This is a genomic window from Serratia sp. NFX21 (assembly GCF_048517035.1).
Classification (GTDB): Bacteria; Pseudomonadota; Gammaproteobacteria; order Enterobacterales; family Enterobacteriaceae; genus Serratia; species Serratia quinivorans.
The window spans coordinates 3,233,176-3,260,090 of the sequence record NZ_CP183196.1 but is presented as its reverse complement, the minus strand read 5'-3'; the positions used below and the strand labels follow the sequence as shown (position 1 = coordinate 3,260,090).

At 55.5% G+C, this 26,915-nt stretch carries 22 protein-coding genes; 11 read left to right on the top strand and 11 right to left on the bottom strand.

Annotation, left to right across the window (positions count from 1 at the left end; all coding sequences use genetic code 11):
• Positions 1-58 precede the first annotated feature (58 nt).
• Positions 59-562 (bottom strand): thiol peroxidase, encoded by a 504-nt coding sequence (gene tpx / locus ACNT1W_RS15340; protein ID WP_112362853.1) that lies wholly within the window; start codon positions 560-562, stop codon positions 59-61.
• 223 nt (positions 563-785) lie between these two features.
• Here tpx and ycjG point away from each other — a divergent pair, with 223 nt between their 5' ends.
• The gene (gene ycjG, locus ACNT1W_RS15335; protein ID WP_419245814.1) at positions 786-1,757 is read left to right on the top strand and encodes an L-Ala-D/L-Glu epimerase; all 972 of its coding nucleotides are present in this window, start codon (positions 786-788) and stop codon (positions 1,755-1,757) included.
• Positions 1,758-1,762: 5 nt separating this feature from the next.
• On the opposite strand, the gene mpaA is transcribed toward ycjG, so the two are convergent.
• Entirely contained in the window at positions 1,763-2,470 is a 708-nt protein-coding gene (mpaA, locus tag ACNT1W_RS15330) for a murein tripeptide amidase MpaA (RefSeq protein WP_112362855.1), read from the bottom strand.
• Positions 2,471-2,680: 210 nt separating this feature from the next.
• Between mpaA and ACNT1W_RS15325 the strand changes: the two genes are divergently transcribed.
• The 3 genes from ACNT1W_RS15325 to ACNT1W_RS15315 all read left to right on the top strand — a co-directional run bounded on the left by ACNT1W_RS15325 (position 2,681) and on the right by ACNT1W_RS15315 (position 5,850).
• A complete protein-coding gene (locus ACNT1W_RS15325) occupies positions 2,681-3,631 on the top strand; it encodes an NADP-dependent oxidoreductase (RefSeq protein ID WP_419245813.1) in 951 nt (316 codons plus the stop codon).
• Positions 3,632-3,704: 73 nt separating this feature from the next.
• Entirely contained in the window at positions 3,705-4,055 is a 351-nt protein-coding gene (locus ACNT1W_RS15320; protein ID WP_419245812.1) for a hypothetical protein, read from the top strand.
• Positions 4,056-4,215: 160 nt separating this feature from the next.
• Positions 4,216-5,850 (top strand): peptide ABC transporter substrate-binding protein, encoded by a 1,635-nt coding sequence (locus ACNT1W_RS15315; RefSeq protein WP_419245811.1) that lies wholly within the window; start codon positions 4,216-4,218, stop codon positions 5,848-5,850.
• 69 nt (positions 5,851-5,919) lie between these two features.
• Here ACNT1W_RS15315 and ACNT1W_RS15310 read toward each other — a convergent pair whose 3' ends face one another.
• Positions 5,920-6,996, bottom strand: a complete 1,077-nt coding sequence (locus ACNT1W_RS15310) for a hypothetical protein (RefSeq protein WP_419245810.1) — start codon at positions 6,994-6,996, stop codon at positions 5,920-5,922.
• Between the two features lie 145 nt (positions 6,997-7,141).
• On the opposite strand from ACNT1W_RS15310, the gene zntB reads away from it, so the two are divergent.
• The gene (gene zntB / locus ACNT1W_RS15305) at positions 7,142-8,125 is read left to right on the top strand and encodes a zinc transporter ZntB (RefSeq protein ID WP_261137119.1); all 984 of its coding nucleotides are present in this window, start codon (positions 7,142-7,144) and stop codon (positions 8,123-8,125) included.
• A gap of 216 nt (positions 8,126-8,341) precedes the next feature.
• On the opposite strand, the gene ACNT1W_RS15300 is transcribed toward zntB, so the two are convergent.
• The 5 genes from ACNT1W_RS15300 to nifJ all read right to left on the bottom strand — a co-directional run bounded on the left by ACNT1W_RS15300 (position 8,342) and on the right by nifJ (position 15,453).
• Complete coding sequence (locus ACNT1W_RS15300; protein ID WP_012145336.1) at positions 8,342-8,740, bottom strand: VOC family protein; 399 nt, start codon at positions 8,738-8,740, stop codon at positions 8,342-8,344.
• A gap of 139 nt (positions 8,741-8,879) precedes the next feature.
• The gene (gene ttcA / locus ACNT1W_RS15295; RefSeq protein WP_012145335.1) at positions 8,880-9,812 is read right to left on the bottom strand and encodes a tRNA 2-thiocytidine(32) synthetase TtcA; all 933 of its coding nucleotides are present in this window, start codon (positions 9,810-9,812) and stop codon (positions 8,880-8,882) included.
• 127 nt (positions 9,813-9,939) lie between these two features.
• Positions 9,940-11,208, bottom strand: a complete 1,269-nt coding sequence (umuC, locus tag ACNT1W_RS15290) for a translesion error-prone DNA polymerase V subunit UmuC (protein ID WP_419245809.1) — start codon at positions 11,206-11,208, stop codon at positions 9,940-9,942.
• Positions 11,208-11,630 (bottom strand): translesion error-prone DNA polymerase V autoproteolytic subunit, encoded by a 423-nt coding sequence (umuD, locus tag ACNT1W_RS15285; RefSeq protein WP_012145333.1) that lies wholly within the window; start codon positions 11,628-11,630, stop codon positions 11,208-11,210. The genes umuC and umuD overlap by 1 nt, the downstream gene beginning before the upstream one ends.
• Positions 11,631-11,919: 289 nt before the next feature.
• Complete coding sequence (nifJ, locus tag ACNT1W_RS15280) at positions 11,920-15,453, bottom strand: pyruvate:ferredoxin (flavodoxin) oxidoreductase (RefSeq protein ID WP_419245808.1); 3,534 nt, start codon at positions 15,451-15,453, stop codon at positions 11,920-11,922.
• 250 nt (positions 15,454-15,703) lie between these two features.
• Here nifJ and ACNT1W_RS15275 point away from each other — a divergent pair, with 250 nt between their 5' ends.
• On the top strand, positions 15,704-16,036 hold the full coding sequence (locus ACNT1W_RS15275) for an SMR family transporter (RefSeq protein WP_012145331.1): 333 nt from the start codon (positions 15,704-15,706) through the stop codon (positions 16,034-16,036).
• A 435-nt stretch (positions 16,037-16,471) separates the two neighbouring features.
• Entirely contained in the window at positions 16,472-16,732 is a 261-nt protein-coding gene (locus tag ACNT1W_RS15270) for a DUF333 domain-containing protein (protein WP_017892986.1), read from the top strand.
• Between the two features lie 42 nt (positions 16,733-16,774).
• On the opposite strand, the gene hslJ is transcribed toward ACNT1W_RS15270, so the two are convergent.
• Entirely contained in the window at positions 16,775-17,203 is a 429-nt protein-coding gene (gene hslJ, locus ACNT1W_RS15265; protein ID WP_012145329.1) for a heat shock protein HslJ, read from the bottom strand.
• A gap of 21 nt (positions 17,204-17,224) precedes the next feature.
• Positions 17,225-18,217 carry a 2-hydroxyacid dehydrogenase gene (locus tag ACNT1W_RS15260; RefSeq protein WP_012145328.1) on the bottom strand — a complete coding sequence of 331 codons (993 nt, stop codon included), beginning with the start codon at positions 18,215-18,217 and terminating at the stop codon, positions 17,225-17,227.
• Between the two features lie 557 nt (positions 18,218-18,774).
• Between ACNT1W_RS15260 and ACNT1W_RS15255 the strand changes: the two genes are divergently transcribed.
• The 3 genes from ACNT1W_RS15255 to ACNT1W_RS15245 are packed head-to-tail and all read left to right on the top strand — an operon-like array spanning position 18,775 to position 21,913.
• Positions 18,775-21,387 carry a YdbH family protein gene (locus ACNT1W_RS15255; RefSeq protein WP_419245807.1) on the top strand — a complete coding sequence of 871 codons (2,613 nt, stop codon included), beginning with the start codon at positions 18,775-18,777 and terminating at the stop codon, positions 21,385-21,387.
• On the top strand, positions 21,384-21,581 hold the full coding sequence (locus tag ACNT1W_RS15250; RefSeq protein ID WP_012145326.1) for a YnbE family lipoprotein: 198 nt from the start codon (positions 21,384-21,386) through the stop codon (positions 21,579-21,581). The genes ACNT1W_RS15255 and ACNT1W_RS15250 overlap by 4 nt, the downstream gene beginning before the upstream one ends.
• An 8-nt stretch (positions 21,582-21,589) precedes the next feature.
• Entirely contained in the window at positions 21,590-21,913 is a 324-nt protein-coding gene (locus ACNT1W_RS15245; protein WP_012145325.1) for a YdbL family protein, read from the top strand.
• Between the two features lie 212 nt (positions 21,914-22,125).
• On the opposite strand, the gene azoR is transcribed toward ACNT1W_RS15245, so the two are convergent.
• Positions 22,126-22,731 carry an FMN-dependent NADH-azoreductase gene (gene azoR, locus ACNT1W_RS15240; protein WP_012145324.1) on the bottom strand — a complete coding sequence of 202 codons (606 nt, stop codon included), beginning with the start codon at positions 22,729-22,731 and terminating at the stop codon, positions 22,126-22,128.
• Positions 22,732-23,000: 269 nt separating this feature from the next.
• Between azoR and hrpA the strand changes: the two genes are divergently transcribed.
• Entirely contained in the window at positions 23,001-26,888 is a 3,888-nt protein-coding gene (hrpA, locus tag ACNT1W_RS15235; protein ID WP_419245806.1) for an ATP-dependent RNA helicase HrpA, read from the top strand.
• Positions 26,889-26,915 lie beyond the last annotated feature (27 nt).

The window sequence follows — 26,915 nt, the reverse complement described above, 5'->3', positions numbered from 1 at the left end:
GGGCGCCATAAGCGCCCGTTTCAACGTTTAGAGGCCGGCAATCGTCGGCCTTCTGGCATTACTTCAATGCAGCCAGCGCCGCATCGTAGTTCGGCTCGGTGGTAATTTCATTCACCAGCTCGCTGTACAGCACGTTGTCCTGGCCATCCAATACCACAACCGCACGTGCGGTCAGGCCTGCCAGCGGGCCTTCAGCGATTTCAACGCCGTAAGCCTGTTTGAATTCTGCGCCACGCAGCGTGGACAGGGTGACTACATTGTTCAGGCCTTCTGCACCGCAGAAACGTGACTGGGCGAACGGCAGGTCGGCCGAGATGCACAGCACCACGGTGTTATCCAGGTCGCTAGCCAACTGGTTGAATGTACGAACCGAAGTTGCGCAAACGCCGGTATCAATACTTGGGAAAATGTTCAGAACTTTGCGTTTACCCGCGAAGCTGCTCAGCGCCACGTCCGACAAGTCTTTGGCAACCAGTGAGAAGGCTTTGGCTTGTTCGCCGGTTTGTGGCAGGTGGCCTGCAACGCTAACCGGGTTGCCTTGAAAATGTACTGTCTGAGTCATTAGCTTGATTCCTTTTACAGGTGTTTATACAAAGGGCATGAACCTAATAAAATGGCTTTTTAGCCGCTTTTAACATTAGGTTCACACCCTGGCATCAGTTTATGTCAACAATTGTGGGTTGGATAGATAAAGTTTGCTAAATAGTTGTATATATTAGAGTGTGTCCAAAAAAGCACCCGCGCGTTCGCCCGATTTTATACGCAATTTCCGTTCAGGAGCCGTTATGAGAAGCATGCGTTTTTACCCAGAAGCCTGGCCGTTGCATACCGCCTTTGTTATTGCCCGTGGCAGCCGCACCGAAGCCAAAGTAGTGGTGGTCGAAATTGAGCAGCAGGGCGTGCGGGGGATTGGTGAATGCACACCTTATCCGCGTTACGGTGAAAGTGAGGCTTCGGTGATGGAACGGCTGGCCGAAGTGGCTACGGCGGTCGAACAGGGCGTGACGCGCGAGCAATTGCAGCAGCTAATGCCGGCCGGCGCGGCGCGTAATGCGGTGGATTCCGCCTTGTGGGATTTGGAGTGTCAACTCAGTGGTCAGAGCCTCTGGCAGCGTAGCGCGGTTGCCGAGCCAGAACGCATTCTGATGGCGCAAACCGTCAGCATAGGTTCGCCGGAAGCCATGGCCTTCGCCGCACGCGAACTTGAACAGCAAGGGGCACGCTTGCTGAAAATCAAACTGGACAATCATCTGATCAGCGAACGGCTGGTGGCGATCCGTGCGGCGGTGCCGGATACCACGTTGATTGTCGATGCCAATGAGTCCTGGCAGGCGGAAGGGCTGGCGGCGCGCTGCCAACTGTTAGCGGATCTGGGCGTGGCGATGCTGGAGCAACCCCTGCCGGCAACGGATGACAGCGCACTGGAAAACTTTATCCACCCGTTGCCAATTTGCGCCGATGAAAGCTGCCACACCCGCGGTGATTTACCCAAGCTGGTCGGTCGTTATCAAATGGTCAATATCAAGCTGGATAAAACCGGCGGCCTGACCGAAGGGCTGGCGCTGGCGCAGGAGGCGCGGCAACAAGGGTTCGCTATTATGCTCGGTTGCATGTTGTGCACTTCGCGGGCGATCAATGCCGCATTGCCGCTGGCCCCGGGCGCGCGATTCGTCGATTTGGACGGCCCGACCTGGCTGGCTAATGATGTTGAACCGGGGTTGGATTTTGAATGTGGGGCGATTAATCTCGCCCCATAGCCGGTTTAGCCCGGGTAAGTCAGCAATTCTACCATCGCGTTGAGGTAGTTTTCGCTGGCCGCATCGGCCGAGATCGGCGGGAATTCTGCGGTAATGCAAGGCAGTGACAAATCGGCGCACCAGCTGCCGAATGATCCCGGCGTCTCGTAGCCGACGCTGGTGACCAGCGGCAAAGCAAACTTATGCGAAAGCCAGACGCCGAGCTGTGAACTGGCCGGGTCTTCAATACAGGCCAATGGCTCGTGGAACGACACCACCCAGTGCGGCTTCAACCGATGGATCAGATGACACAGCCCCTGGGTTTCCGGTTCGGAACCTGGGCGGCCGCCGGTCGAGAGTTTTACATCCCGCGCTTCCGCCGCGCTGTTCCAACGATAAACCGTATCCCCGGATCGCCAATTGGCCGCCGGGAAGTTACGGTTCAAATCAACCCCGTTAGCGTTGGCGCGCAGCCCGAGTTGGCAACCGTCGGGATTGACCGCCAGTACTACATGGTGACGCAACTGGTTTGGTGCAATGCTGCGTAATGCGCAGGACAGGGTAACGATAGCGGCGCTCTCATCACCGTGGGTACCGGCAATAATCAGCCCGGTTTGCGGGCCACTGACGGCCGCCGGGAAATAGAGCAGTGGTGCACCCAACAGCGAACTGCCGTAATTCTCTCCTGCAACGGCCAATTGGCCACGTTCACTGCGCGGTCGATGCTGGGTCATGATGTAGTCCCTGATTTAAAGGTCGAGAGTGATTATCATTTTATTCAGTGTATTACGCTTTCACTTAACTTTCCCAGAGCAATTTCTCACCCAGTGACAAAATTGATTGTCATAAAATCCTGAACAGTGATTCCAATTATTGATGACTGGCAGACGATCTTGGGTTCGCTACACTGGCTCCTATTGTGAACAGATAAACTGGAGCTCTTCATGAAAGCCATTGCAGTCAAACAACTCGGTGCTACGCCAGAACAGGTAGAGATCGCCAAACCCTCACTACAACCCGGCCAGATCCTGGTTAAAATGGCCGCTGCCGGGCTAAACCCGGTTGACTGGCGGATAGCCGACGGCATGCTGCAGGGGAAATTGCCACACGTTTTCCCTTTGGTGATTGGTACCGACGGTGCGGGCGTGGTGGAGGCAGTCGCCGATGATGTCAGCGGATTCAGCGTCAATGAACGGGTGGCCGGCAAGTTTATGTTCGGCGTTGTCGGCGCCGGTAGCTACGCCCAGTATGCGGTGATTGACCAAAAAGCGGTACTGGCGCGAGTACCTGATGAGGTGAGTTTGACCACTGCGGCGGCCATGCCGATTGCGGCCGGTACCGCGCTGAAACTGGTTGAAAAGTTGCAACTGAGCGCGGGGGCGACTCTGCTGGTGGTGGGCGCAACCGGCGGCGTTGGGCGTTTCGTTATTCAACTGGCCAAACGGCAGGGGCTGAAGGTAATTGCTACCGGCGGGGCTGATGCCGAGGCCGCATTGCGTGAGCTGGGGGCTGAGAAGGTGATTGATCATCACCGGGCGCCCGTGCTGCAGCAGGTTCAACAACTATACCCGCAGGGTATTGACGGCATGATCGATCTGGTCAGCAATGCCGAAGCATTCAGCGCCTTACTGGTTATTCTGCGTAAGGACGGTGTGGCGCTGAGCACCATTTGGTCGGCAGCTCCGGAGCAGATGCAGCAACAAGGCCTGCGTGGCGGCAATATTGAGGCGCAAATCAGTGCGGATGAGCTGGAGCAACTGTTACAGAGCGTCGCGCGCGGTGAGCTGCAGGTGCCGGTGGAACGTCTGGTATCGATTAAACAGGCACCGGAAATGCTGGCGGAGAGCAAAGCCGGTGGCTCACGCGGCAAAACCGTGCTGAACATTGATTGGTGAAGCCAATAAAACCACGCCATCTATTTCGCTGTTGTTATACTATCGGCAAAGCTAACCAAACAGGGGATTTAACATGCCAGTAGCCAGAATAGTTGCCAGCTATAGCGAAAATGATAAGGATACCATCACGCTGCTGTGCGGCGTGGACGAGGAAAACCAGATCCGTCAGGGTGAATGGTTTGGCGTGGTGAAGAACGACGACGGGCGTGGCGATGAGTCCAACTATCCGTTTACTCTGCACGTCGATTACCAGAAAAACAGCTTCTATCTCGACTATGGTTTTGACGATGCCGAGTCGCGCCAGATGCAAAAAACCGATATTCATGCCAAGCCATTGGCAGAGAAAGGCTTCTTCACCATTTTTGATGAAGAAGAGGGTGAAGAATTCAGCTACCGCATCAATACCATTCACCTTTACGACTAATAAAGCCGACTAACAGAAAATGCCCGTATCGACACCGTCGTGCGGGCATTTTTATTGCCTGGCCCCCAGTTTTTACATCTTGTCCGCCGGGAACTCTAGGTGAGACTAATCTTGTGCTATAAGATAAAAAATTCAGATGGTTAACGGGGGATAAATCAGAATGACGAGAAAAAAAATTCAACAGGGTTTTCGTTTGGCGCTGTGTGCCGTGGCGATTGGCGCAGGGTTGAGCAGCGCCATGGCGGCTCAGGTTCCCCCAGGTACTACGCTGGCGGAGAAACAGGAAATAGTTCGCCATATCAAAGATGAGCCAGCCTCACTCGATCCCATTAAAGCGGTTGGCCTGCCGGAAGCACAATTGGCGCGCGATCTGTTTGAAGGGCTGGTGAACCAGGATGCCAACGGCAAGGTGATCCCCGGCGTCGCAACCCGCTGGCAAACCACCGATAACCAAACCTATATTTTCACCCTGCGTAAAGATGCGCGCTGGTCTAACGGTGACCCTGTCACGGCGAAAGACTTCGTTTACAGTTGGCAGCGGCTGGTTGAGCCGAAGAACTTGTCACCTTTTGCCTGGTTTGCCCAGTTGGCCGGCATCCAAAACGCCGATGAGATCATTACCGGCAAGCTGCCTGCCGATAAGCTGGGCGTCACCGCGCTGGATGATTACACCTTCAAAGTGCAGTTGAACAAACCGGTGCCGTATTTTGTCAGCCTGACGGCCAACTTCAGCCTGTTCCCGGTCAACAAGGCGGTGGTAGAGAAATTTGGCAACGACTGGACCAAAGTCGGCAACCTGGTCGGTAACGGCGCGTTTAAACTGCAGGAACGGGTAGTTAACGAGAAACTGGTACTGACGCCAAACGATCACTATTGGGATCATGCGCATACGGTGTTGACCAAAGTGACCTTTGTGCCGATTAACCAGGAATCCAACGCCACCAAGCGTTATCTGGCCGGCGATATCGATATCACCGAGTCCTTCCCGAAAAACATGTACCAAAAACTGCTGAAAGACATCCCAAACCAGGTCTATACCCCGGATCAGCTCGGCACCTATTATTATGCTTTTAATACCCAACGCGCGCCGACTAACGATGTGCGGGTGCGCAAGGCATTGTCTTACGCTATCGATCGCAAGATTATCGCCGAAAAAGTGTTGGGGACCGGTGAAAAACCGGCTTACCACTTCACCCCGGATGTTACCGCCGGGTTTAAGCCGGAAGTGAGCCTGTTGCAACAGCAACCACAGGCCGAACTGGACGCCCAGGCCAAGGCGTTGATGCAGGCGGCAGGTTATGGCCCGAACAATCCGCTGAAACTGACGCTGTTGTACAACACTTCGGAAAGCCATCAGAAAATTGCGATTGCCGTGGCTTCAATGTGGAAGAAAACGCTCGGTATTGACGTCAAGCTGCAAAATCAGGAATGGAAAACCTATATCGATAGCCGTAACACCGGCAATTTCGACGTGGTGCGTGCTTCCTGGGTCGGCGATTACAATGAAGCCTCGACCTTCCTGTCGTTGTTAAGCTCAACCCACAGCGGAAATATCGCTAAATTCAAAAGTGCGGATTACGACAAACTGCTCGCGCAGGCCAGCCGAGAAACCAGTGCGGCAGCCTTGACCACTGACTACAACAAACTTGAGCAGATCATCGCCGAACAGGCACCGATCGCGCCAATTTATCAGTATACCAATGGCCGATTGATCAAACCCTGGGTGAAAGGCTACCCGATCACCAATCCGGAAGACGTGGCGTACAGCCAGACGATGTATATTTTGAAGCATTGATATATTGCGATAGTCCCATGTGTTGCCATCAAACCCCGCGAGAGCGGGGTTTCTACTTAGGTGGCAGGACTATGGGGCATCAAACAATGCGCTACGGCCTGTCGTCGAAGGAAATACGCAGGCTACATCGTGGGCACAGTCGGGAACGATCAGCAAATCACGTTTGGCGTGCGGCGCAATAAACCGCCGGTCGTAAGCGGCATAGGCGATGCCGCGCTGCAGTCGGTAGGGGCCTTGCGCCTGAGCTGCGCAGGATTTATCGAGTATTTTGTAGAAAGTGCCGGGTGCGCTGCCGGTATCCTTCTCGCCTTCAAGATAGGTGATATCCGCCGATGCATAGCGCTGGCGCACCGATGTGCTGTTTTGGTCGAGAAAGGCCGGAACTGCTTCAATGCCGTATTTCCAACGATCGACGTTCGGGCAGACATCATTCCTGTTCTCAACCCAATCAAAGCTACAGCCGCCTTGTTGGTTACAGTCGCGCCAGTCGGCAGGGCGATCATTTTTTACCGGCTGCGGCCGCCGGCTATCGAAATAGAGCCAACTGCCGGGGTCGGCGATGACGTAACGCAGCTTCACGCCGGCCGGCGGATGGGCGAACCCGACATAGTGCTGCACAAACTGTGCCCCGGCAGAGAAGCCGGCGATGGTCACCGACCGTACCGTTGGCCATTTTATTTTCAGCTCGGCAACCAGACTATCCAGTGCAGCAAATGAGCTGGTATTCCCCTGATTGTCCAGATCCCCTTCGATCCAGGAACTGCAACTCCAGAGTGCGTCATCTGCCTGTGCGGGTGGCACTCCGGGGGAGTGACAGCGTGCGGCCTGCGCATCGCTAACCGGAAACAGCGGGGCAACCAGCAGCCTGTCGTCGGTTTTGGCTGCCAGTTGAGCGGCTTTCAGCGCCGCAGCCAGGGTTTTCCCCGCATCTCTGGGGTGCCCGTGCAGTACGATTAACGCACTGTGTGGCGTGGGGCCATGATATTTCGCGACGAAGTAAGGCAGGTCACCCGCTGACTCACCCAATTTGACCCGATATGCGTCCGCGATAGCGTTGAGTGAGTTATCTGCGGCAAACAGCGGATGAAACGGCGCCGGAGCAAACGCCAAAACTGAGGCTAACAAGAATGTCGAAGTGGATTTCATTAGGTGCCCGGCCGCGCGTTGTGCGTTATTTATCCATGTTAGCGCATAAGCTCCTCCCAGGTGCAGTATTCGCACGGCTTCATCTTTGATCCGCTTACCATTAACGCTAGACTCTGGAATAACTGAAAAGCAGAGGGGATGAGGAATGGAAGTCATTGAGGGGCGCGAGTTACAGGTTCCTGACGCAGTGTATGCCTACCAGCTCGATGGCAAGGGCGGTGTAACATCGATTGATTACGATGACAAAGTTACCTGCGATGAGCCTTGCTGGCTGCATCTCGATTATGCGCACCCTGCCAGCGCCGAATGGCTGGCCACCACGCCACTGCTGCCGGATGCGGTCAGAGAGGCGCTGTCAGGAGAGAGTTCGCGGCCACGCGTCAGTAAGGTGGGCGATGGCACCATGATTACACTGCGCAGCATTAACTTTAACGCCAATTCACGGCCGGATCAGTTGGTGACCATTCGCGTCTACATGACGGATAAACTGATCGTTTCCACCCGCCATCGCAAGGTTTTTTCCATCGACCAGGTGGTGAACGATCTGCAAAGCGGCATCGGGCCGACCAACAGCGGCAACTGGCTGGTGGAAATTTCGGATGCACTGACCGATCACGCCAGTGAGTTTATCGAGGATCTGCATGACAAGATCATCGATCTGGAAGATTCGCTGTTGGAGCAACAGGTTCCCGAACGCGGGCAACTGGCGCTGATCCGCAAACAGCTGATCGTACTGCGCCGCTATATGGCACCGCAACGTGATGTATTTTCCCGGCTGGCCAGCGATCGTCTGCCCTGGATGAATGATGACGACCGTCGTCGCATGCAGGATATTGCCGATAGATTAGGACGCGGCCTGGATGATTTGGACGGCAGCATTGCCCGTACCGCGATCCTTTCTGATGAAATCACCACCGTGATGGCTGATGCCATGAACCGCCGAACCTACACCATGTCATTATTGGCGATGGTGTTTTTGCCGACGACCTTTTTGACCGGGTTGTTCGGCGTCAACCTGGGCGGCATTCCAGGCGGCGACAACCCTTTTGGTTTTGCTACGTTTTGCCTGACGCTGACCGGATTGGTGTTCGGCCTGGGCTGGTGGCTGAAGCGACGCCGCTGGCTGTAGCCAAAAAACGCTGATAACCCGGTTAACATTGAGCGATATCAACTTTTACCGGAGGGAAATGGGGCATGATCTATCTCGCAGGTGAATGCAACGTCAAGCGATGGGCGTTGTGCTCCATAATTGTCTTACTTTCTTATATTTAGAATTACTGCATAGCACATTGATTCATACGATGCCGGTTTAATCACCGGCATTTTTTTGTCTGCAATTTGCCCGTCAGGCCGCACTCTCATCCCAGAAACTGGCCTCGATCTTATGTCCGTCCAGATCCCGAACAAAGCAGCCGTAATAGGCTTCGCCATAGTGTGGCCGTGAGCCGGGGGCGCCTTCATCTGTCGCACCGGCCTGCAGCGCCTGGCGGTAAAAATCATCGACCTGCTGTTTGCTGGTGGCGAAAAAACCCACGTGCAGGCCATTGCCGGTAGTGGCCGGTTTACCGTCGATCGGTACCTGCAACCAGAACTCCGGATAGTCACGCCCATAGCCAATGGCGCCAGGGTGTTCCAACACCCGCCGGCAACCTAGCGCGGCAAGGGTTCGATCGTAGAAGTCGGCTGCGGCGTCAAAATGATTGCTGCCGAGAGAAACGTGAGACAAGCAGGGGGTGATGTTCATCGGTTATCTCCAGTGACTGTATAAAAACACAGTACAGGATAAAAACGACACTGTCCGATGAATTCTGCTGAAATTGCGAGCGGGATCGAAAACTGATGAAGGGAAATTTCCGCCCACAGCGTGCGGGCGGAATAACGACTTACTTGATTTCGAGAACGTCTAAACGCACTGGGGCGGCATCATCCGCATCTTCCGGTTGCCAGCCGATCGGCTGCATTGGAATATCTTCACGGTCAAAGGCCAGATCGCCACCGTCAACCACTTCGCTGCCGTGGTGAATCCCTTTGAAATCAAAAAGGTTGTAGTCACTCAGGTGCGAAGGCACTACGTTTTGCATCGCGCTGAACATGGTTTCCAGCCGGCCCGGATAACGTTTATCCCAGTCGCGCAGCATGTCGCCAATCACCTGGCGCTGCAGATTAGGCTGCGAGCCGCACAGGTTGCACGGGATAATCGGGAAGCCTTTGGCAACCGAGAACCGCTCGATGTCTTTTTCACGGCAGTAAGCCAGCGGGCGAATGACCACGTGTTTGCCATCGTCGCTCATCAGTTTAGGTGGCATGCCTTTCAGCTTGCCGCCGTAGAACATGTTGAGGAACAGCGTCTGCAGAATGTCGTCGCGGTGGTGGCCAAGGGCAATTTTGGTGGCCCCCAGCTCGGTAGCGGTGCGGTAAAGGATACCGCGGCGCAGGCGTGAACACAGTGAGCAGGTGGTTTTGCCCTCAGGGATCTTGTCCTTGACGATGCTGTAGGTGTTTTCCTCAACAATCTGGTATTCCACCCCCAGGCTTTCCAGATAGGCCGGCAGAATATGCTCGGGGAAACCGGGTTGTTTCTGATCGAGGTTGACCGCAACCAGTGAGAAATTGACCGGGGCGCTTTGCTGCAGGTTGCGCAAAATCTCCAGCATGGTGTAGCTGTCTTTGCCGCCGGACAGGCAAACCATGATGCGGTCGCCTTCCTCAATCATGTTGAAATCGGCGATCGCCTGGCCCACGTTACGACGCAGGCGCTTTTGCAATTTGTTCAGATTGTACTGCTCTTTTTGACTAACTGTTTGTTGTTCTGACATTTAAATCGTGCTCGTTCTCAATTGGGGGCACTATGGGCATAAAGTTTTAGGCAGCGAGTTTAGCATTCTATGGGCTGCTTGGGTATTTCATCCATCCGCTCCGGATAGCAAATGCGGTTTGCTTGCCTCAGTACACGCGGGCACGTGGCAAATCTGCCACCCGCGTGGTGTAAGCGGGAGAGAGAAACTCACGTTTCATCGACCATGTCTGTTGGTTTCCTTGCCCGGCAAACCAGATCCCGGCATGCCCGGACTGATTGATTTTATCCAACGCGGCCATTAAGCGTGCGCTGTTAGGCCGTGGCTGATACTCATCGAACAAGTCCAACTGAGCGACGCCTTGCGAGTAAAAGTCTTGTAGCATAACGCCGGCTTTTAGATAGCGGTAGCCGGGCTGCCATATCTTATCAAGGCATCGAATCGCAGCGGCGATGATGTCGCGCGTATCTTGCGTCGGCGTATTGAGCCTGATGCTCGCGGTGTTGCCGTAATACTTTTCATTGGCCGAGAAGGGGCTGGTTTTAACCCATGCATTGATATTCCGGCAATACTGGTGTTCTGCACGCAGTTTTTCTGCCGCGCGGGAAGCGTGCATGCAGATCGCCTGATGCATATCCTGGTATTCAGTGACGCGTTCGCCAAATGATCTGCTGCAAATGATTTGCTGTTTGGTGGGGGCAAACTCCTCAAGTGACAAACAGGGTTCACCACGCAGTTCACGCACCGTGCGTTCAACCACCACGCTGAAATGCTTGCGGATCATCGTGGTGCTTGCATCCGCCAGCTGCAGTGCGCTTTTGATCCCCATATTTTGCAATTCTTTGGTTATGCGCCGCCCGATGCCCCAGACTTCTGCTACCGGTACTTTATCCATTAGTTTTCGCTGCCGCTCCTGGTTGGAAAGGTCAACCACGCCTTGGGTCTGACTCCATTTTTTCGCCGCGTAGTTCGCCAACTTTGCCAGCGTCTTGGTCTGGGCAATACCGACGCCGACGGTGAGGCCGGTGCATCGCAAAACGCGGGCGCGAACCTGGTGCCCAAAGGTGGCCAAATCGACACAATTTTGTACCCCGGCAAGCTCCAGAAAGCTTTCGTCGATAGAGTACATTTCGGTCCGCGGTGCCATTTCTTCGAGCACGGCCATCACTCGCATCGACATATCGGCGTACAGCTCGTAGTTGCTGCTGAATGCGATACCCCCGGCACGCTCAAAATCATGCTTTATCTTGAAATAGGGCGCGCCTGTTTTCAGGCCCAGGGCCTTTGCCTCTTTGCTCTGTGCCACCACGCAGCCGTCGTTGTTCGACAGAACAACAATCGGGCGGCCACGCAGATCCGGACGCCACAGCGTTTCACAACTCGCATAGAAGTTGTTTACATCGGCCAGGGCGTACATTATTTCAGCCTGGTGATGGTTGAAACCACCACGCCGACAATGTCCAGTTCCGCACCATCATCCGGGAGCGGTATCGGCCTGAATGTCGGGTTCATCGGCTCAAGCTGTTTGACAGGATGCAGGCACAGGCGCTTAACCGTGAACTCGCCTGCGATGCTGGCGATCACGATATCGCCGTGACAGGCACCAATACTGCGATCGACCACCAGCATGGATCCGTCGGTGATCCCGGCTTCGATCATGCTTTCTCCTGAAGCGATCAGAAAGTAAGTCGCCGAAGGGTGGCTAATGCAGTACTCGTTGAGGTCGATCCTCGCGTGTATATAGTCTTGCGCGGGGCTGGGAAAGCCCGCCGGGACGTTATCGGCGTAAAGCGGAATGAACTGTTTCTCTGGGGTTGGCGTGGGGAAAAAGTGTTTCATGGTGCATTTCTCTGTACTGTTTTTATATACAGTATAAGCGAGTTTTAGCCATTACAACCATAAAGAAAGTCAGGGGCGAGAGGATCCGCAGCTATCCCCTTGTTGGGCAAGATGATCCTCTCGGAAAATTTTTAGGGTGTGGCTTGCAGGGCCGAATGTAGCGGTGTTTTTACGCCTGGAAACGTTTTTTATCAGCCGGGAAAGGCGAGCTACGTGCGGGGGGCGGTGAAAGAGGCACAGCGGCAAAGCTGGCTGGAAGCGGGGCGCGAACCGGTCGCGCCCCGATGATTTACTCGGCGGAGGATTTTTCCCCTTTGCCGGCCAGCAGGCTGAGGAAGTCGTACTTCTCCTTCAGCTCTTTCTCTGCGGCCTGATACAGCGCGCTGGCGACCTCCGGTTGCTGCGAGTTCAGGCGGCGGAAGCGCTGTTCTTTCAGCAGCGTTTCGGTCAGGTTGCTGTTTGGCGGCCGGGAGTCCAGCGCCAGCGCAGCTTTGCCCTCATCGGCACGGCGTGGATCGAAGCGGTACAGCGGCCAGAAACCGGTGGCGGTCAACTGCTTCATCTGGTCGTGACTGAGCGCCAGATCGTAGCCGTGCTCTTCGCAGGGGCTGTAGGCAATAATCAGTGACGGGCCGGGATAGGCCTCGGCTTCCTGAATCGCTTTCACCGTCTGGTTGAGCTGCGCACCCAGCGAGATTTGCGCCACATACACATGGCCATACATCATCATGCTGACGCCCAGATCCTTACGTGCCTTGCGCTTGCCGTGCTCACCGAACTTGGTGACTGCGCCCAGCGGGGTAGCTTTCGACTGTTGGCCACCGGTGTTGGAGTAACATTGGGTATCCAGCACCAGTACGTTGACGTTCTCGGTCAGGCTAAGGACGTGATCCAACCCACCGAACCCGATGTCGTAAGCCCAGCCGTCACCGCCAATCAACCAGATGGACTTATCCACCAGATAATCGGCGTCGGTCGCCAGTTGGCGTGCATCGTTGCCTTCAATTTTCGTCAACAGGCCGCGCAGTTCAGCAATCTGCTGGCGGCGCGGTTCCGGTGCGATATCTTCCATCTGCAGAGCATTAACCAATTGTGTCGGCAACTGCGGTGCCAGCGTGTTCAACAGGCGCAATACGCGGCTGCGGTGCTGGTCGACAGTCAGGCGGAAACCCAGACCGAATTCGGCGTTGTCCTCAAACAGCGAGTTGGCCCAGGCCGGGCCGCGCCCTTCGGCATTGGTGGTGTAAGGCGTGGTGGGCAGGTTGCCGCCGTAAATGGATGAGCAGCCGGTGGCATTGGCAATCAGCAGCCGGTCGCCATAAAGCTGGGTCAACAGTTTGATATACGGCGTTTCGCCGCAGCCGGAACAGGCGCCGGAGTATTCGAACAGCGGCGAAATCAGCTGCGAGGTGCGAATATCGATCCGCTCGATCTGCGCCGGGTCGATCTCCGGCAGTTGCAGGAAGAAGTCGTAGTGTTCTTTTTCCACGGCCAGATGCTCCAGCCGTGGCGCCATGTTGATGGCCTTGATGTCAGGATCCTGGCGGTCTTTCGCCGGGCACACCTCAACGCACAGGTTGCAGCCGGTACAGTCTTCCGGCGCTACCTGCAGCACATATTTCTGACCGCGCATATCTCGCGCCTTCACGTCCAGCGATTGCAGCGAGGCAGGGGCATTCTCCATGGCCTCCGGCTGAACCACTTTGGCGCGAATGGCGGAGTGCGGACAAGCTGCAACGCAGTGGTTGCACTGGGTGCACAGATCCGGCTGCCAGATAGGGATCGCCTCGGCGATATTGCGTTTTTCCCACTGGGTGGTGCCCACTGGCCAGGTGCCGTCCGGCGGGAAGGCGGACACTGGCAGTGCATCGCCCAATCCGGCCAGCATCGCGGCGGTGACGGTTTTGACAAAGTCAGGCGCGGCGTCGGAAACGATTGGTGGTCGCATTGGGCTGCTGTCGTTAACCGGCTGCAGCGAGATCTCAATCAGTGCATCGAGCGTAGCGGCCAGCGCCTGCCAGTTGCGTTCAACAATATCCTGGCCCTTGCTGCTGTAGCTGCGGGCAATGGCGTCGCGCAATTGCTGCAGTGCCACATCGCCCGGCAGGATCTGGGTCAGGTGGAAAAACGCCATCTGCATCACGGTATTGATACGCGCGCCAAGTCGGCATTCCCGCGCCAGTTTGGCGGCGTTGATGATGTAAAATCGCGCCTGACGCTGTTGCAGCACCGCCTGCACTTCCTGCGGCAGCCGCGACCAGACTTCTTCCGCACCGTACGGGGTATTGAGCAGGAAAATGCCGCCGGGTTTCAGGCGCTCCGCCATCTGGTAGGTATCGATAAACTGCAATTGGTGACAGCCGACAAAGTCAGCGCGACTGACCAGATAGGCCGAGTTAATCGGCTGTTCACTGACGCGCAGATGCGACACCGTCAGGCCACCGGCCTTTTTCGAATCGTAGACAAAATAGCCTTGGGCATAGAGCGGCGTGCTGTTGCCGATGATTTTTATGTTGTTTTTGGTGGCGGAAACCGACCCGTCGCTACCCAGGCCGTAGAATAACGCCTCCAGCGAGGCACGCTGCGGCAGGGTTTCTTCACTGAGCGGCAGGGAAAGGCCGGTCACATCGTCAAAAATACCGACGGTAAAACGCGGGCGCGGTTTGTCCAGCGCCAGTTCTTTAAATACTGCCAACGCGCAGTCCGGCCCGAACTCTTTTGAGGACAATCCATAACGGCCACCGATCACCATCGGCATGTTGGCGCGTTCACCCCGGCTGAAGGCTTCGGCCAGCGCGGTCATCACGTCCAGATACAGCGGTTCCGCCAGCGCGCCTGGCTCCTTGGTGCGATCCAGTACGGCGATTTTGGTTGCGCTTGCCGGCAGCACGCTGAGCAGGTGTTGCGCGGAAAAGGGGCGAAACAGTCGTACTTTCAGCACGCCGACTTTTTCGCCGCGAGTCAGCAGGGCGTCGATCGCTTCTTCGCAGGTACCGATAGCGGACCCCATCAGGATCACGACGCGTTCGGCCTGTGGATGACCGTAATATTCAAAAGGCTGATAGGCCCGGCCGGTGATCTGGGCAAACTTGTCCATCGCATCAATCACGTGCTGACTGGCCGCGTTATACCAGGGATTGGTGGCCTCACGGGACTGGAAATAGGTATCCGGGTTGGCGGAGGTACCGCGCACCACGGGATGGTCCGGTGACAGCGCGCGGCTGCGGTGCGCATCAATCGCTTCCTGCGGCAGCATCTGGCGCAGGGTATCGTCGCTCAGCGGGACGATCTTGTTGATTTCATGCGAGGTGCGGAAACCATCAAAAAAGTGAATAAACGGCAGGCGACTGTTGAGGCTCGCCGTTTGAGAAATCAACGCAAAGTCTTGCGCCTCCTGCACGTTACTGGCGCACAGCATGGCGCAGCCTGTCTGGCGTACCGCCATCACGTCGGAATGGTCGCCGAAAATCGACAGTGCGTGCGTAGCGATGGTCCGTGCGGCGACGTGCAGAACAAACGGCGTCAGTTCACCGGCCAGTTTGTACAGCGTCGGGATCATCAACAGCAGGCCCTGCGACGAGGTAAATGAGGTCGACAGTGCGCCGGTTTGCAATGCACCGTGCACGGTGGCGATCGCACCGCCTTCCGACTGCATTTCCACCACTCGCGGTACGTCGCCCCAGATATTCTGACGGCCGTCGCCGGACCAGGCATCGGCCTGTTCCGCCATGGTCGAACTGGGTGTAATCGGGTAGATGGCAATCACTTCGCTGGCGCGATAGGCCACGGAAGCGACTGCGTTATTACCATCTGTAGTAATCATCGACTTTACCTTTCATTGCTCAAAAAGCCGCAAAAGTCGCCTCTTGCAGTAATTAACAAAGTCTAGCAGAGGGATATATTGGCCCTTTATCGCATTTGTGTGGCGGTGGAAAAATCGACCAGAGTTACTGTAAGTTGATATTTCCCGCATTAAAATCACGCCGCGAAGACGAATTGTCATGGTTGTTTAACGACAATTTATTTCCAGCGCGTCATACTGTCGAACAGGTGAACTTACGGAAGAAAAAACGATGAGCGGATTTATGTATTTAGCCATGGCGATTGTGGCGGAAGTGGTCGCCACTACCATGCTGAAAGCCTCTGAAGGCTTTACCCGCCTGTGGCCGTCGCTGGTGGTGGTGGTCGGTTACGCGGTCGCTTTTTGGGGGCTGTCGATGGTGGTTAAAACCATGCCGCTAGGCATCGTCTACGCTATCTGGTCCGGTATGGGCATTGTTCTGGTGTCCATTGCGGCAGTATTTGTTTATCAGCAAAAACTGGATTTACCGGCAGTTCTCGGGATGGGGTTAATTATTGCCGGCGTACTGGTGATTAATTTACTGTCGAAAACGGCGGCGCACTAATTGTTATTTTAAGGTGAACATAGCCAGCGTGACATTCAGTGACGCTGGCTGAACGCCTCAGTAATAATAACTGAAAATAATGAATCAGTTATATTCACCCAGTAACAAAACCAACGCTGTTTTTTTACTATTGTCTGACAATTCCCAGCCCGTCTATTGCTCCCAATCTGCTCCTTCGAACCTGTTATCGCACGTGTCGCCCAGACCGCACGCTGGCTGCTCCATGAGCTGCGTGAAAGCCGCGGTGACGACAAGAATGATCGCAACGTTCAAATAAACGCCAAATAATTGCAGGAATATATTTTCATTATTTATATATCAGGCTAGATTAAATAGGTTTGCATCAAAGATAACGAAACGTGTCCGTAATAAGTGACGCGAGTTATCGGCAATGGCGATTTTACACAGCTTAGTTCCGGGTTCAGGAGTGGGATAATGACAACATCAAAATGGTTGCTGGCCGGTGCCGTATTGCTTTTGGCCGCATGCAGCAGCAAAAATGAAGAGCCAGTACAGCAGGGCAACAGTGCCAGAATCAATACCTTACAGACCAGCGCGAACTGCGCCAGCGTGGGCGGTACCACTACCGTGACGCACAATTTAAACGGCGAGGCGGTAAGAATGTGCCAGATGCCGAATGGTAAGCAATGCGAAGAATGGACGCTGGGTCAGGGAGCCTGTTCAACCGCCGGTTAAACCGGAAAGAACACCAGGCCACCTGGGCCTGGTGAACAGGGATTACTGCACCCAGTCTCGCTGGGTATAGACCAGGACGTGGCCGCTGCCGCTCAGTGTCAATTTCTGAGCGCTGAGGGTGACTTTTGCCCCTTTGCCCAGCACGTCGCCAATCAACCAATCCCACTGGTTGAGTTGCGGGTCTGAGCAGGCCATGCGGGTTGAAGCCAGCCCAGGCACCGTCAACACGCCGTCTTGCAATTGGCCGCCGCCAAAGAAGTGGTTACACATGGCGCCGGAAACGTGCATTTTCTCACCGAACTCAAGATTGGGTCCGTTGCCGGGGCGTGATTTCACTGCCACGCCATCGACGCTTTGCAGCGCAAAATTGTGATGCAACAGATCGCTTTCTGTCACCGTTTTACCGTTCTGGCTCATACCACACCCCGCTAACAGCAGCGCCGTTAACGCCACTGAGATAGACTTTTTCATCGACTCTCCTTGTTAAAAATATCAGGCATTAAGCTGATTCGGGCAGTTCTCGCCCTGTTCCAATTGGTGAATGTTTTTCAGCGTGGTTTCCGAGATGCTGGTCAGCGCCTCTTCGGTCAGGAAAGCCTGATGGCCGGTAAACAGCACGTTGTGGCAGGCTGACAGGCGGCGGAAGATATCGTCCTGGATCACGTCATTGGATTTGTCTTCAAAGAACAAATCGCGTTCATTCTCATACACATCCATTCCCAGTGCGCCGATTTTCTGCTGTTTCAAGGCATCAATTGCCGCCGAGGAGTCAATCAGTGCGCCACGGCTGGTGTTGATAATCATCACGCCGTTTTTCATCAGGCTGAAAGCATCACTGTCCAGCAGATGGTGGTTTTCCGGCGTCAACGGGCAGTGCAGGGTGATCACGTCGGACTGTGCGTACAGCGTTTTCAGATCGACATATTCGGCACCCATCTCCAGCGCTTGTTCGCTTGGGTAGGGATCATAAGCCAATAGCTTCATGCCAAACCCTTTCAGGATCCGCATGGTGGCGATGCCAATTTTACCGGTGCCAATCACCCCGGCGGTGCGGTTATGCATATTGAAGCCAATCAACCCCTCGAGCGAGAAGTTGGCATCGCGGGTACGCTGATAAGCGCGATGAATACGACGATTCAGACACATCATCATCCCCACGGCGTGTTCAGCGACCGCTTCCGGCGAATAGGCCGGGACGCGTACCACTTTGATGCCCAATTCTTTGGCGGCGTCCAGATCCACGTTATTGAAACCGGCGCAGCGCAGGGCCAGGATTTCCACCCCCAGCGCCGCCAGTTCTTCAAGGACTTCGCGGCTGCCGTCGTCGTTAACGAAGATACAGATGGCTTTGCAACCGGCGGCGTTTTTGGCGGTTCTTTTACTGAGCAGGAAATCGAAAAACTCCAGCTCGTAGCCAAACTGCTGATTCACCAGTTCGAGATATTTACGGTCATACTGTTTAGTGCTGTATATCGCCATTTTCATCGTGGTTTCTCCAGCGTCATTTTTGTGATCAATTTAACAGATTTTAGTAAATTCTACAATTGGTTAGCCGGCTTCGGTAACGTTAAAAAGGGGTAACTACCATCGCCTGGGGCGGTATCAATTAAGGGTAGCTGGCGACGCTGGAGTATGGCGGATATTCGTGGTGGGTGGATTGGCAAGGCGATGTGCGGCGCAAGGCTCTTTCGGCCTGAGCAAAAAAAAATCCCCACGGGGGGTGGGGAATGGCTTCTCAGTATAGTTAGCTAGCAGCTGACTTTTGTTAGAATGCTTGCAAGACTATTAATGATCAAATGTAACGACAATAACAAAAGTCTGAAATAGGTCATATTCATGTGATGAATATGTAACTAAAACTTACAGCATCCGCAGCAATGGCTATAAAAGCCCCGGTACAAGGTATCTTCTTCGGTCTCAGCTTCACCCTATGTCAAATTCATGCCATCATTATTGCCAATTCAGGCATAGACTTAGCCTAAACCTAAACGGTCTTTGGCCCGGGCAAAGGGCGCCTAACTCAGGAATGAAACAATCATTTAATGACTAAGCGATTGAAAGTATTCATAGGGATTGTGGTGAGTGTGCTGATCCTGCTGGTGGCGCTGTGGCAAACTCTGCCGCGCTGGCTGCCGCGTGTGCTCTCGCACTGGTTACCGCAGGGCAGCCAGTTGGTTTTGCAGGGCAAACTACAGTGGCGGCAGGGCGCCTTGCAGTTGGATGGCGCCCGCTTTTTAGCGCAAGACTGCCTGCTTGCCAGCGCCGGTCCAACCCGATTGGCTTATCAGCAAGGGCGTTGGCAACTGATCGGCGACAAGCTGCATGTCGATACGGCCTGCCTATCAAAATTGCCTGCCGGTGATGCCAATAGCGCCCCCCTGGCGCTTGACCAACTGCAAAAACAACTGCCGCTGCTGGATATCACCATTAAGGATCTCTCGGTGCTGCCGTGGCAATTCTATGCCGGTAAACTGCAGATACACGCCACCGCAGAAGGCCAGAGCCTGCAATATCAAGGCCCCAACATCAGCGTTGATGCGCTGCTGGATCAACATCAACAACTGACGCTGAACAGCCTGACGCTCACCGCGCCCAACAGCCCGCAGCCGCTGCATCTGACCGGAAAAATCAGCATTCCGCTGGATTTGGACAGCATGCCGACGCAAGGCGCACTGCAGGGCGAACTGCAGACCGCTTATCTGGAAAAGCCTTTGCTGCTGGATATGCGCTGGCAACAGCAGCAGGGGGTGATGACGCTGACTGAAAAGGGGGCAGATAAACCCTTGGCCACCTTGCCGTGGGAGATCAACCCGCAGCAGGTGAGTATCAAGCAGGGCGAGTGGCGCTGGCCGTACAGTCAGCAACCGCTTAACGGCGGCTTGAGCATCGCGCTGCATGACTGGAGCAAAGGCTTTGATGAAGCCCAGATCAGCGCCCGTTTAAATGTGATCACCGACGGCCACAACGGCAAGGGCAACGCGGTGTTGACGCTGGGGCCGGGTAAGGTCGGGCTAATCGACAGCGACTTACGCTTCCAACTGACCGGTCAGGCGAATATGGCCGATTTTTCCATGACCGCTTCCATCCCCGGCATCATCAGCGGCACTATTCTTAACCCGACGCTGGTGTTGCAGTCAGGGTCACTGCTGCGTTTGTGGGGCAACGCCACACCGGAAATGAAACTGGAAGAGGCGCGGTTGCCGCTGGCCGGCGTGAAGGTCACCGCGGGCGGTATCACCGGCCGCCTACAGGCGATCATTAATGCCAGCGACAGCTATTGGGGCCGTTTTAAACTGCATCTGGACGGCAAGGCCCAGGATTTTTGGCCGGATCACGGTAACTGGCAATGGCGCTATTGGGGTAACGGCCAGTTGCCGCCGCTACAGGCTGCCTGGGACGTCGCCGGCAGCGGCAGTTGGCAGGACAGCACCCTGGTGCTTGATCGCCTTTCTACCGGTTTTGATCAATTGAAGTACAGCATGGTGACGGTAGACGCACCGCGTCTCAGTCTTAGCCAACCGCTGCGTTGGCAGCGTGACCAGCAGGCCCCGGCATTCAATGGCGAACTGCAGCTGGTTTCCGGCAAGGTTAGCTTCACCAACGGGGGTTACCTGCCGGCCCCGGTGCTGGCGCTGCAGCTCAAGGGCAAGGCGCCGGACAGTTTCCAGCTACAGGGCAAACTGCAGGCGGAACAGATTGGGCCGATAGCACTGCGAGGCCGCTGGGACGGTGAGCGTTTGCGCGGAGAGGGCTGGTGGCCAAAACAGTCGATGGAAGTGTTCCAACCCTTGATCTCACCCGATCTGAATATCAAACTGCGCGACGGCGAGTTTTATGCCCAGTCGGCCTTCTCTGCGGCCCGGGTACAGGGCTTTGAGGCCGGTGGCCACTGGGTGGTGAAAAACGGCGGCATGTGGCTGAAAGACGGCGAGATGAGCGGCCTGGATTTTGTGATGTCCTACCGACTGAAAAACCATCTCTGGCAGTTGGGGGCCAAAAAGCCGGTGATGTTACGCATCAGGTCATTCAGCAACCTGTTTGAAATGCAGAATATTACCGCCGATCTCCAGGGGACCTACCCGTACAGCGAACAGGCACCGCTGACGCTGAGCAACGTCGGAATGGATGCATTAAACGGTCATATCAGCCTGTCGGCGCTGCGGATGCCGCAGCATGACGCTGCCGTATTGAAACTGGATAAAGTTGATCTCAGCGCCTTGTTTACCGCGCTGAAGCCAAAACAGTTTGCCATGTCCGGGCGGGTGGACGGCGAACTGCCGCTGTATCTCAATCATCCCAAATGGCTGGTACGCAACGGTTGGATCGCCAACTCGGGCATGCTGACGCTGCGGCTGGACAAAGATATGGCCGATGCCATCGGCAGCAATAATCTGGCGACCGGCGCGGCGATCGACTGGCTGCGCTATATGGAGATTAACCGCTCGAAAGCCAGGGTTGATCTCGACAACCTCGGTGAGCTGACGCTGAAGGCGCGCATTGACGGGGTTAATCCGCAAAAAAGTGCCAAACGAGAAGTTATCCTGAACTATAGCCATCAGGAAAACGTGTTTCAGCTGTGGCGCAGTCTGCGCTTTGGCGACAATTTACAGGAGTGGCTGGAACAGGCCCTCTCAAAACCTGGGGAACAACCATGAAAATCATCAGCGGGCCATTGCTGGTCGCCGTGCTGGGCACGTTTTTGCTGAGCGGCTGCGTGCCGCGCATCGAGGTCGCGACGCCTAAAGATCCGATCACCATCAACATGAACGTGAAGATCGAGCATGAGATCCACATCAAGGTAGATAAGGACGTTGATAATCTGCTGAAAACCCAAAGCGGCCTTTTCTAGGAGCCAACATGAAAAAACGTTATTTAGGCTTGATGGCCGCCGCCTGGATGTTCAGCAGCATGGCGATGGCGCTGACGCTCGATGAGGCCAAACAGCAGGGCCGCGTAGGGGAAACGCTCAGCGGTTATATCGCGCCGGTGAAGCAGGACGCCGAAACGCTGACGTTGGTGAAAAACATTAATGCCGGGCGCACCGAAAAATACCAGCAAGTGGCGGACAGCAATCATATTGCCATCGACGATGTGGCGCGCATGGCGGGGCAGAAGTTGGTAACGCGAGCCCCGGCAGGGGAATACGTGCGCGGTATTAACGGGCAGTGGCTGAAGAAATAAAAAAACGCGCCGTCAGGTGTAATGCCGGTCAGTTAAGCAAAGTTCTGAATAAGAATGTACGACGTTGTTTAAGTGGGCGTCCCCCTCTCCCGAGGGAGAGGGCCGGGGTGAGGGGCTTTCGTGTTGGTATGTATCCCCTCACCCTAACCCTCTCCCAAAGGAGAGGGAACAATACACCTTAACTTACAAGCATTACGCCCCAGCGAGGGACATCAGGCGGCAACCACCTGAGTCAGCACGGCCTTGGCGTCGGCCTGTGCTTTGGTCGCGACGTCCGGGCCGTAAGCGATGCCTTCCGCAAACACGAACTCAACGTCGGTGATGCCGATAAAGCCCAGGAACAGACGCAGGTAAGGTTCTACCAGGTCAGTCGGGGTGCCTTTATGAATGCCGCCGCGGCTGGTCAGGATGATGGCGCGTTTGCCTTTCACCAGGCCTTCAGGGCCGTTTTCGGTGTAACGGAAGGTGACGCCGGCACGGGCAATCAGGTCGAAATAGTTTTTCAACTGGGTCGGGATGTTGAAGTTGTACATCGGTGCCGCCATAACGATGGTGTCATTGGCCTGCAGTTCAGCGATCAGTTCGTCGGACAAGGCCAGCGCTTCGGTCTGACGTGGGGTCAGCGGCGTATCGGAAGGGCGCAGTGCACCCACCAGCTCACCGTCCAGTACCGGGATTGGCTGTGCAGCCAGGTCACGTACGGTGATAGTGTCGTTGCCATGAGCGCTTGCCCATTGCTCAACGAAGAAATCGGCCAGTTGGTTAGACTGAGAGTAACCTGCCAGGATGCTTGATTTAAGAACCAATACTTTGCTCATCGGTAATTCCTTAGGTTAAGACAGTGACATCAGGACGGTGCGTCCCTTGCATGCAGTACACTCTATTCACATTTTTCCAGCAGTGATAGCGCAATATTTCGAGACCTTTGTTCGATTTTATTGAATAACCTTTTGGGCCTTAAGCGGCGGGATTATGGGGAAAAAGCGGCTTGTGATATTCTTCGCGTCCAAAGCTAAAAACGGGCTAACCCATTACCAAACCGTTGCTAACGCTTGATACAGCAGCGATGAAACAAGGAATACCGAACGTGAAATCTCCGCTCGCGGCATTGTCTGCCCAACTGGGCGAGCTGATGCTCCGTGATCAACAGCGCCTGCAACGTCGGCTGCAGGGCGCACGAAAAATCAAAAATCCCGATGCTCAATTGGCGGCTGCCGTTGAAATCGAAAGTGACATGGCGCTGGCGTTGCGTAAGGTGCAATCCCGCGCTGCGACCTGCCCGAAAATAACCTATCCGGAAAACCTGCCGGTCAGCCAGAAAAAGCAGGATATTCTGCAGGCGATCCGTGACCATCAGGTGGTGATTGTTGCCGGTGAAACCGGCTCGGGGAAAACCACCCAGTTGCCGAAGATCTGCCTGGAATTGGGGCGCGGGGTCAAAGGGCTGATCGGTCATACCCAGCCTCGACGCCTGGCCGCGCGCACCGTGGCCAACCGCATTGCCGACGAACTGGAAACCCCATTGGGCGGCAGCGTCGGTTATAAGGTACGTTTTAACGATCAGGTCGGGGAAAATACCCTGGTCAAGCTGATGACCGACGGCATCCTGCTGGCGGAAATCCAGCAGGATCGGCTGTTGATGCAGTACGATACGCTGATTATCGATGAGGCGCATGAACGCAGCCTGAACATCGATTTTATCCTCGGCTACCTGCGCGAACTGCTACCGAAGCGCCCCGATCTGAAAGTCATCATCACCTCGGCAACCATAGATCCGCAGCGGTTTTCACGTCACTTTAACAACGCGCCGATTATTGAAGTTTCCGGCCGGACTTATCCGGTGGAAGTCCGTTACCGCCCGGTGGTGGACGACGCCGACGATACCGACCGCGATCAACTGCAGGCGATTTTCGATGCGGTGGATGAGCTTGGCCGCGAAGGGCCGGGGGATATCCTGATCTTTATGAGCGGTGAGCGCGAAATCCGTGATACCGCTGACGCATTGAATCGCCTCAATCTGCCACATACCGAAGTCTTGCCGCTGTATGCCCGACTGTCCAACAGCGAACAGAACCGGGTATTCCAGTCACACCACGGGCGGCGCATTGTGCTGGCCACCAACGTGGCGGAAACCTCATTAACCGTACCGGGCATCAAGTATGTGATTGATCCGGGGACGGCGCGTATCAGCCGCTACAGCTTCCGTACCAAGGTACAGCGACTGCCGATCGAGCCGGTGTCGCAGGCCTCGGCCAACCAGCGTAAGGGCCGCTGCGGCCGTGTGTCGGACGGTATTTGTATTCGCCTGTATGCGGAACAGGATTTCCTGTCGCGACCGGAGTTTACCGATCCGGAGATCCTGCGCACCAATCTGGCGTCGGTGATTTTGCAGATGACCTCGCTCGGGCTGGGCGACATCGCCGCATTCCCGTTCGTGGAAGCGCCGGACAAGCGCAATATTTTGGACGGCGTGCGCCTGCTGGAAGAATTGGGGGCGATTAAAACGGCAGAGAATGGTCACTACCAGCTCACCGCCCAGGGCCGTCAATTGGCACAGTTGCCGATCGACCCACGCCTGGCGCGTATGGTGCTGGAAGCGCAGAAGAGCGGTAGCGTGCGCGAGGTGATGATTATCACCGCGGCGTTGTCGATTCAGGATCCGCGTGAACGGCCAATGGACAAACAGCAGGCGTCGGATGAAAAGCACCGTCGCTTCGCGGATAAAGACTCGGACTTCCTGGCCTACGTGAACCTGTGGGACTGGCTGAAAGAGCAGCAAAAAGAGCATTCCTCCAGCCAGTTCCGTCGGCTGTGCCGCAATGATTTCCTGAACTACCTGCGGGTGCGCGAATGGCAGGATATTTACACCCAACTGCGCCAGGTGGTGAAAGAGCTGGGGCTGCCGGTTAACAGCGAGCCTTCCGATTACCGCAGCGTGCATACCGCACTGCTGACCGGCTTGCTGTCGCACATCGGTCAGAAAGATGTCGACAAGCAGGAGTTCACCGGCGCCCGCAACGCGCGTTTCTCCATCTTCCCGGGTTCCGGCCTGTTCAAGAAGCCGCCGAAGTGGACCATGGTGGCCGAACTGGTGGAGACCAGCCGCCTGTGGGGGCGTATTGCCGCACGTATCGAACCGGAATGGATAGAACCGCTGGCTCAGCATCTGGTGAAGCACAGCTACAGCGAACCCCACTGGTCCAAATCCCAGGGGTCGGTGATGGCCAGCGAAAAGGTAACGCTGTTCGGGTTGCCGATCGTTGCCGCGCGCTCGGTCAATTACAGCACCATTGATCCGCTGCTGTGCCGTGAGCTGTTTATCCGCCATGCGTTGGTGGAAGGTGACTGGCAGACGCGACATGCGTTCTTTGCCGCTAACCTGAAACTGCGTGCCGAAGTGGAAGAGCTGGAACATAAATCGCGTCGCCGTGACATTCTGGTGGACGACGAAACCCTGTTTGCTTTCTACGATCAGCGCATTCCGAACGATGTGGTGTCCGGACGCCATTTCGATAACTGGTGGAAAAACGCCGGTAAGCAAAATTCAGACCTGCTCAGTTTTGAAAAGGAAATGCTGATCAAAGACGGCGCCAATCAGGTCAGTGCGCTGGACTACCCAAACACCTGGTACCAGGGCAACCTCAAACTGCGCCTGACTTACCAGTTTGAACCGGGCACCGACGCCGATGGCGTGACGGTACACATTCCGCTGCCTATTCTTAATCAGGTTGAGCAGCAGGGCTTCGAATGGCAGATCCCGGGCATTCGGCGGGAACTGATCATTGCCTTGATCAAGTCCTTGCCGAAGCCGGTACGCCGCAACTTTGTGCCGGCACCGAACTACGCCGAAGCTTTCCTGGGGCGGGCGACGCCGCTGGAGATGCCGCTGCTGGATTCACTGGAGCGCGAGCTGCGTCGCATGACTGGTGTGACGGTGTCACGTGAAGACTGGCAATGGGATCAGGTGCCCGATCACCTCAAGATGACATTCCGGGTGGTGGGTGAAAAACACAAAACCCTGCTTGAAGGCAAAGATCTGACGGCATTGAAGCTCAAGCTGAAGGACAAGGTGCAGGAAACGCTGTCGGCGGTGGCGGACGATGGGCTGGAACAAAGCAATCTGCATATCTGGAGCTTCGGTAAACTGCCGGAGTTTTATGAGCAGAAGCGCGGTGGCTACTCGATGAAGGCTTACCCGGCGCTGGTGGACGAAAAAGACAGCGTGGCGATCCGCCTGTTCGACAGCGAGCAGGAGCAGCGACAGGCGATGTGGCAGGGCACGCGTCGCCTGCTGTTGTTGAATATTCCTTCACCTATCAAATATCTGCATGAAAAACTGCCGAACAAGGCCAAGCTGGGGTTGTACTTTAACCCTTACGGCAGGGTGCTGGATCTGATCGACGATTGCATTTCGTGCGGCATCGATAAATTGATCGCCGAACACGGCGGGCCGGTGTGGCAGGAGGAAAACTTTGCCCGTCTGCAGGAGCTGGTGCGCGGCGAACTGAATGAAACGGTGGTGGGCGTAGCCAAACAGGTCGAACAAATCCTGACGGCGGTGTTTAACATCAACAAGCGCTTGAAAGGCCGGGTTGATATCTCGTTGGCGCTGGCACTGTCAGATATCAAAACTCAGCTCGGCGCTCTGGTTTATCGTGGGTTCGTCACCAACAACGGCTGGAAGCGCCTGCCGGATACGCTACGTTATCTGCAGGCGATTGAACGTCGGTTGGAGAAACTGGCTATCGATCCGCACCGCGACCGCGCGCAAATGCTACGGGTGGAACAGGTGCAGCAGGCCTGGCAGCAATGGCTGAACAAACTGCCGCCGAAACGCCAGCAGGATGACGAGGTGAAAGAGGTGCGCTGGATGATTGAAGAGCTGCGCGTCAGCCTGTTCGCTCAGCAACTGGGCACGCCTTATCCGATCTCGGACAAGCGCATCCTGCAGACTATCGAGCAGCTTTCAGTGTAAATAATCGGGGGCAACAAGTTGCCCCCG

What these genes read in the sequence shown, in the direction of transcription:
- tpx (WP_112362853.1), bottom strand. Translation starts at nt 562, where the DNA reads ATGACTCAGACAGTACATTTTCAAGGCAACCCGGTTAGCGTTGCAGGC.
- ycjG (WP_419245814.1), top strand. Translation starts at nt 786, where the DNA reads ATGAGAAGCATGCGTTTTTACCCAGAAGCCTGGCCGTTGCATACCGCC.
- mpaA (WP_112362855.1), bottom strand. Translation starts at nt 2,470, where the DNA reads ATGACCCAGCATCGACCGCGCAGTGAACGTGGCCAATTGGCCGTTGCA.
- ACNT1W_RS15325 (WP_419245813.1), top strand. Translation starts at nt 2,681, where the DNA reads ATGAAAGCCATTGCAGTCAAACAACTCGGTGCTACGCCAGAACAGGTA.
- ACNT1W_RS15320 (WP_419245812.1), top strand. Translation starts at nt 3,705, where the DNA reads ATGCCAGTAGCCAGAATAGTTGCCAGCTATAGCGAAAATGATAAGGAT.
- ACNT1W_RS15315 (WP_419245811.1), top strand. Translation starts at nt 4,216, where the DNA reads ATGACGAGAAAAAAAATTCAACAGGGTTTTCGTTTGGCGCTGTGTGCC.
- ACNT1W_RS15310 (WP_419245810.1), bottom strand. Translation starts at nt 6,996, where the DNA reads ATGAAATCCACTTCGACATTCTTGTTAGCCTCAGTTTTGGCGTTTGCT.
- zntB (WP_261137119.1), top strand. Translation starts at nt 7,142, where the DNA reads ATGGAAGTCATTGAGGGGCGCGAGTTACAGGTTCCTGACGCAGTGTAT.
- ACNT1W_RS15300 (WP_012145336.1), bottom strand. Translation starts at nt 8,740, where the DNA reads ATGAACATCACCCCCTGCTTGTCTCACGTTTCTCTCGGCAGCAATCAT.
- ttcA (WP_012145335.1), bottom strand. Translation starts at nt 9,812, where the DNA reads ATGTCAGAACAACAAACAGTTAGTCAAAAAGAGCAGTACAATCTGAAC.
- umuC (WP_419245809.1), bottom strand. Translation starts at nt 11,208, where the DNA reads ATGTACGCCCTGGCCGATGTAAACAACTTCTATGCGAGTTGTGAAACG.
- umuD (WP_012145333.1), bottom strand. Translation starts at nt 11,630, where the DNA reads ATGAAACACTTTTTCCCCACGCCAACCCCAGAGAAACAGTTCATTCCG.
- nifJ (WP_419245808.1), bottom strand. Translation starts at nt 15,453, where the DNA reads ATGATTACTACAGATGGTAATAACGCAGTCGCTTCCGTGGCCTATCGC.
- ACNT1W_RS15275 (WP_012145331.1), top strand. Translation starts at nt 15,704, where the DNA reads ATGAGCGGATTTATGTATTTAGCCATGGCGATTGTGGCGGAAGTGGTC.
- ACNT1W_RS15270 (WP_017892986.1), top strand. Translation starts at nt 16,472, where the DNA reads ATGACAACATCAAAATGGTTGCTGGCCGGTGCCGTATTGCTTTTGGCC.
- hslJ (WP_012145329.1), bottom strand. Translation starts at nt 17,203, where the DNA reads ATGAAAAAGTCTATCTCAGTGGCGTTAACGGCGCTGCTGTTAGCGGGG.
- ACNT1W_RS15260 (WP_012145328.1), bottom strand. Translation starts at nt 18,217, where the DNA reads ATGAAAATGGCGATATACAGCACTAAACAGTATGACCGTAAATATCTC.
- ACNT1W_RS15255 (WP_419245807.1), top strand. Translation starts at nt 18,775, where the DNA reads ATGACTAAGCGATTGAAAGTATTCATAGGGATTGTGGTGAGTGTGCTG.
- ACNT1W_RS15250 (WP_012145326.1), top strand. Translation starts at nt 21,384, where the DNA reads ATGAAAATCATCAGCGGGCCATTGCTGGTCGCCGTGCTGGGCACGTTT.
- ACNT1W_RS15245 (WP_012145325.1), top strand. Translation starts at nt 21,590, where the DNA reads ATGAAAAAACGTTATTTAGGCTTGATGGCCGCCGCCTGGATGTTCAGC.
- azoR (WP_012145324.1), bottom strand. Translation starts at nt 22,731, where the DNA reads ATGAGCAAAGTATTGGTTCTTAAATCAAGCATCCTGGCAGGTTACTCT.